Raw genomic sequence first — 4,268 nt, 5'->3', positions numbered from 1 at the left:
CGGCCGGCGGACGCGGACCCGGCGGCGTACACCGCGGAGGCGCAGCTCGCGGCGGGCGCGGCGGACGCGGTCGTGCGGCCGGAGGAGCTGCGGGAGACGCTCGGGCGGTGGCTGCGGCTGCTGACCTGCCCGTCGACGACGCCCGCGCCGCCGCCCGGAGCGCTCGGCGAGTGCGCGGTCCTGCCCGCCACCGGCTGGGACGCCGTCCGCCGCGCCCGTTCCCCGCAACGGCCGCGTGCGACGGCCTACTTGGACGCCTACTTCACGGACCGGGCCGCGATCAGCGGCGACCGCTGCGGCGGCACCGACCCGCACGGCATGCTGTGCGGCTTCGGCACGCACGAGGGCCGGACGGTCGCCTACGCCGCGCAGACCGGGACGGCCACGCGCCCCGCCGGGTACCGCACCGCCGCCCGGCTGATCCGCCTCGCGGACCGGCTCGGCATCCCGGTGCTGACCCTGGTGGACACCCCGGGTGCGGCCAACGACGCGGAGGCGGAACGGCAGGGCGCGGGCGCGGCGATCGCCGACCTGTTCGCCGCGGTCGCGGGCGCCCGCACCCCGGTGACGACGCTGGTGATCGGCGAGGGCGGCTCCGGCGGCGCACTGGCTCTCGCCGCGCCGGGCAACACCTGGGCCACTCCCGACAGTTACTTCTCGGTGATCGCCCCGGAACTGGCGGCGGCCATCCTCAAACGGCCCCCGCGCGAGGTGGAGGCGACGGCGGACCAACTCCGCATCCGGCCACAGGACCTGGTGGAGCTGGGGGTGATCCGGGGGACCGTCGGTGGATGAGTTCCGTGGATGCCCGCTGCGTCATCGAGCACCTTCCGTCACAATGGGCCTGCCCAGCGCAATCGAACGACGGGGGTGTCGTGGACGGTTTGGTCGAGTTCAGAACCGGTGACGGGGCCGTGGTCGCGGTCGAGGCGGTGGAGGAGCGGTCCGGCTCCCGGCTGGTCTCCCGCGGCGACGGCACGGTCCAGGCGACCCGCACCTTCGAGGGCGCCCTGGACGGTGTGCGGGCGGCGGCCGAGTCCGCGCTGCGTGTCTTCCGGGACGGCTCGCTGAGGCCCGACGGCGTGGAGATCGAGTTCGGGGTGAAACTGGCCGCCGAGACGGGCGCGTTCATCGCCAAGGGCACCGCCGAGGGCCATCTCGTGGTCAGGCTGACCTGGTCCCCGCAGACCCCCGGGGCGAGCTCCGCCTCATGAACAGCGCCGAGTGGCACGCCCGGATCGAGTTACGGGGCCGGGTGACCGGGGCGGGTTTCCTCGTCACCCCGAGCACGGTGCTGACGTGTGCTCATGTCGTGGGCGACGGCGAGGACCTGGCGGTGACCTTCACCGAGCGGCCCGGCACTCCGGCCCTGCCCGCCCGGGTCGTCGCGCACGGCGGCTGGGCCGGTGGTGCCACCGACCCCGGTGACCTGGCCGTGCTGGAGCTCGACCGGGAGGTGCCCCTCGCCCCGGCCGCGCTGGCCCCGGCCGACGCGGCGCACGGCACGGCGGACCGCAAGCTCGTCGTCTACGGCTTCCCGCGCGGCTTCGACGAGGGCACCCTCACCGAATGCCGCGTCACGGCAGCGCAGTTGATCAGACGGGAGTGGCTCCAGCTGGAGGCCTGGCACCAGGGCGGCCAGCCCCTGGCCCCCGGCTTCAGCGGGGCCGCCGTCACGCTGGCCGACACCGGCGAGGTCGTCGGCATGGTCACGGCGGACGCCGGCAGCGGCGAGGTGCGCACCGGCCGGATGATGCCCACCCAGGTCATGGCCCGCTACTGGCCGGGCCTGCAGAGCCTGGTCCCGACCTCCGGCCACGCCACCGCCGACCGGGCCCGGCTGCGTGCCCTGGTCGAGAGGGCGGCCCGCGCGGGCGTCGACTGTGACCCGGTGCGGCTGTACACGGCGGCGGCCGACCCGTTCGACCCTCCGCCGCCCGAGGAGGGGTTCGACTCGCTGTGGTCGGCGGCCCTGTTCGTGCTGTGCGAACTCGACGGCCCGGGCGCCGCCCGCACCGTCGCCCGGTTCGCCGACCGGCTCCGGGACCTGCTGCACGCCCCGGCCGCGGAGCCGTCGGCCCCGGACTGGTCGCCGATCCTCGTCGAGCTCGGGCACAGCGGAGCGGGCGACGGCCTGGTCCGGGTCGAGGTGTCCGCGTACAGCGAGGGGCGGCGCCACCCGGTCGACTCCGGCACGGTCGAGCGGCACCGGCTGCACGCGTACGTGCAGGAGGGGATCGAGGCGGCCTTCCGTTATCTGACGCCCGGCGCGGACGAGCTGGTCGCGTTCGCGCTGCCCCGGGACTGGCTGGACTGGCCGGTCGACCGCTGGGAGAGCGCCCCGGACGACGACACACCGCTCGGCTGTGTCTACCCCTTGGTCGTCACCGACCACGCCCGCCGCAAGGCCAGCACCCGGCACGTGCTGACCCGGACGTGGAAGCGCCTCGACTCGTGGCCGGGCGCGCGGATGCACCGGGTGGAGTGCGGCGTGCCGGAGGAGCCCGGGCGGCTGCGGTTGCGGCTGCGGCAGCGCGACGCCTGCCTCGCCGGGTTCGGCACCGCCCCGGCCGCCGCCCGCACCCGGCCCCACTTCGACACCTCGCTCACCGCACCGGCTCCGGTGATCGTGTGGTCGCGGGACGGCTGCGACTCCGGGCAGGACGAGTGCGCCGGAGCGGACGGCTGCACCGGCAAGGCGTTCCTCGACGCGCTCGACGCCCACGTCATGGCCGTACCGCCCGCCGAACTCCCGCGCCAGGTCCTCGCCCTGCGCGAGGAGGCGCACGCGGAGGAGGACCACTGGGCCCGCGGCATCCAGCTGCTCTGGGACGACCCGCGGGTCTTCGCCGACCCGCACGCCGTCGCCGCCGCGCACGCGAGGTCGCCGGTGGCCTGACCCGCCCGCACGCGACGCGCCTGAGAGACACCCGCACGAAAACGGAGAGCGAGACCACTCCCCATGCCGCACTGGTCCGTCTACACCGGCCGCAACGAGCCGCACGACGGCATCGACGACCTGCCCGCCCCACCGCCCTGGCGTGCCTTCGACGGCGGGCCCGCCCTGCCGCCGCCGCACGACGGCGACGACGCGGCGGCCGTCTCCCCCGACCGTGTGCACCGGGCCAAGTCGTACGTCGCCGGCGAGGAGAGCGTCCGGCTCGTCAACGCCGCGCTCTGCCTGCGCCGCCCTCTGCTCGTCACCGGCCCGCCCGGCACCGGCAAGTCGTCCCTCGCCTACGCCGTGGCGCGCGAGCTGCGGCTCGGCCCGGTGCTGCGCTGGAACATCACCAGCCGCAGCTCGCTGGCGGACGGCCTCTACCAGTACGACCCGCTGTCGCGGCTGTACGCGGCCCGGGAGGCGCGGGAGGAACGGGGCGGTGTCGAGGACCACCTGCGTCTCGGCCCGCTCGGCACGGCCCTGCTCCCCTACGACCGGCCCCGTGCCCTGCTCGTCGACGAGATCGACAAGAGCGACCTGGACCTGCCGAACGACCTGCTGAACGTCCTGGAGGAGGGCCAGTACGAGATCCCCGAACTGGTGCGTGCCGCCCGGCACTCCGGCGACGGCGCGGCCGAGGTGCTCGCCGACGGCACGGACACACCGGTGACCGTCCACCGCGGCCGGGTCCGCTGCCGGGCCTTTCCGTTCGTCGTGCTGACCAGCAACGGGGAGCGCGAGTTCCCGCCCGCCTTCCTGCGCCGCTGTGTCCGGCTGAAGCTGCGCCGCCCCGGCCGGGACCAGCTCACCCACATCGTCCGGGCCCATCTGGACACGCCGGACGGGGACGCGGACCGTCTGATCACCCGCTTCCTGGAACGGGCCTCCGGCGGCGAACTGGCCACCGACCAGCTGCTGAACGCCCTCTACCTCACGGGAGTGGCGGGCCTGGACGCCGAGTCCCGCGACGACCTCGCCGAGCAGCTGATGCCGTACCTCAGCGCGGCGGCCGACGGCGATGGCTTCTGACGGCGGACCCGGGCCGTCCCCGGTCGCCCGGCTACAGGCGGCCCTGTCGGCGGCGGGCGCCGCACCGACCCCCCGGGAGATCGCCGAACTGCTGTGGCTGGCAGGGAAGTTGGACGCGTCGGCCGGCGAGCCCGAGACCGGCCGGCCGGACGCTCCCGAGATTCCCGTCACGGGGGGTACGGCTCCCGGCCAGCAGGAGCCGGCCCCCGCCGCCCCCGAGCCACCGCAGGCCGCCGAGCCCTCCGTCCCGGCCGGCCCGGGCCGCGTCCCGCTCCGCCTCCCCGCGCCGCGCTCCCCG

Annotated in this window: 5 protein-coding genes; all 5 read left to right on the top strand. The window is 75.9% G+C overall.

Going from position 1 to position 4,268, the window contains the following annotated elements; genetic code table 11:
* A partial coding sequence (locus GTY56_RS31840) for a carboxyl transferase domain-containing protein (RefSeq protein ID WP_272923412.1) occupies positions 1 to 795 on the top strand: 795 nt, incomplete at its 5' end.
* Positions 796 to 875: 80 nt separating this feature from the next.
* Complete coding sequence (locus tag GTY56_RS31835) at positions 876 to 1,214, top strand: CU044_2847 family protein (protein WP_161368750.1); 339 nt, start codon at positions 876 to 878, stop codon at positions 1,212 to 1,214.
* Complete coding sequence (locus GTY56_RS31830; protein WP_161368749.1) at positions 1,211 to 2,899, top strand: VMAP-C domain-containing protein; 1,689 nt, start codon at positions 1,211 to 1,213, stop codon at positions 2,897 to 2,899. The genes GTY56_RS31835 and GTY56_RS31830 overlap by 4 nt, the downstream gene beginning before the upstream one ends.
* Before the next feature lie 63 nt (positions 2,900 to 2,962).
* The gene (locus tag GTY56_RS31825; RefSeq protein WP_161368748.1) at positions 2,963 to 3,970 is read left to right on the top strand and encodes an AAA family ATPase; all 1,008 of its coding nucleotides are present in this window, start codon (positions 2,963 to 2,965) and stop codon (positions 3,968 to 3,970) included.
* Positions 3,960 to 4,268: hypothetical protein (locus tag GTY56_RS40130; RefSeq protein ID WP_524540164.1), on the top strand; the 309-nt coding region annotated here is incomplete at its 3' end. The genes GTY56_RS31825 and GTY56_RS40130, both read left to right, overlap by 11 nt.

Source organism: Streptomyces sp. SID5643 (assembly GCF_009872555.1).
In the GTDB taxonomy this organism is placed as follows: Bacteria; Actinomycetota; Actinomycetes; order Streptomycetales; family Streptomycetaceae; genus Streptomyces; species Streptomyces iakyrus.
This window is presented reverse-complemented; position numbering and strand designations above follow the sequence as displayed.

Coding starts and splice junctions, on each gene's coding strand:
- GTY56_RS31830 (WP_161368749.1), top strand. CDS start 1,211: ATGAACAGCGCCGAGTGGCACGCCCGGATCGAGTTACGGGGCCGGGTG.
- GTY56_RS31825 (WP_161368748.1), top strand. CDS start 2,963: ATGCCGCACTGGTCCGTCTACACCGGCCGCAACGAGCCGCACGACGGC.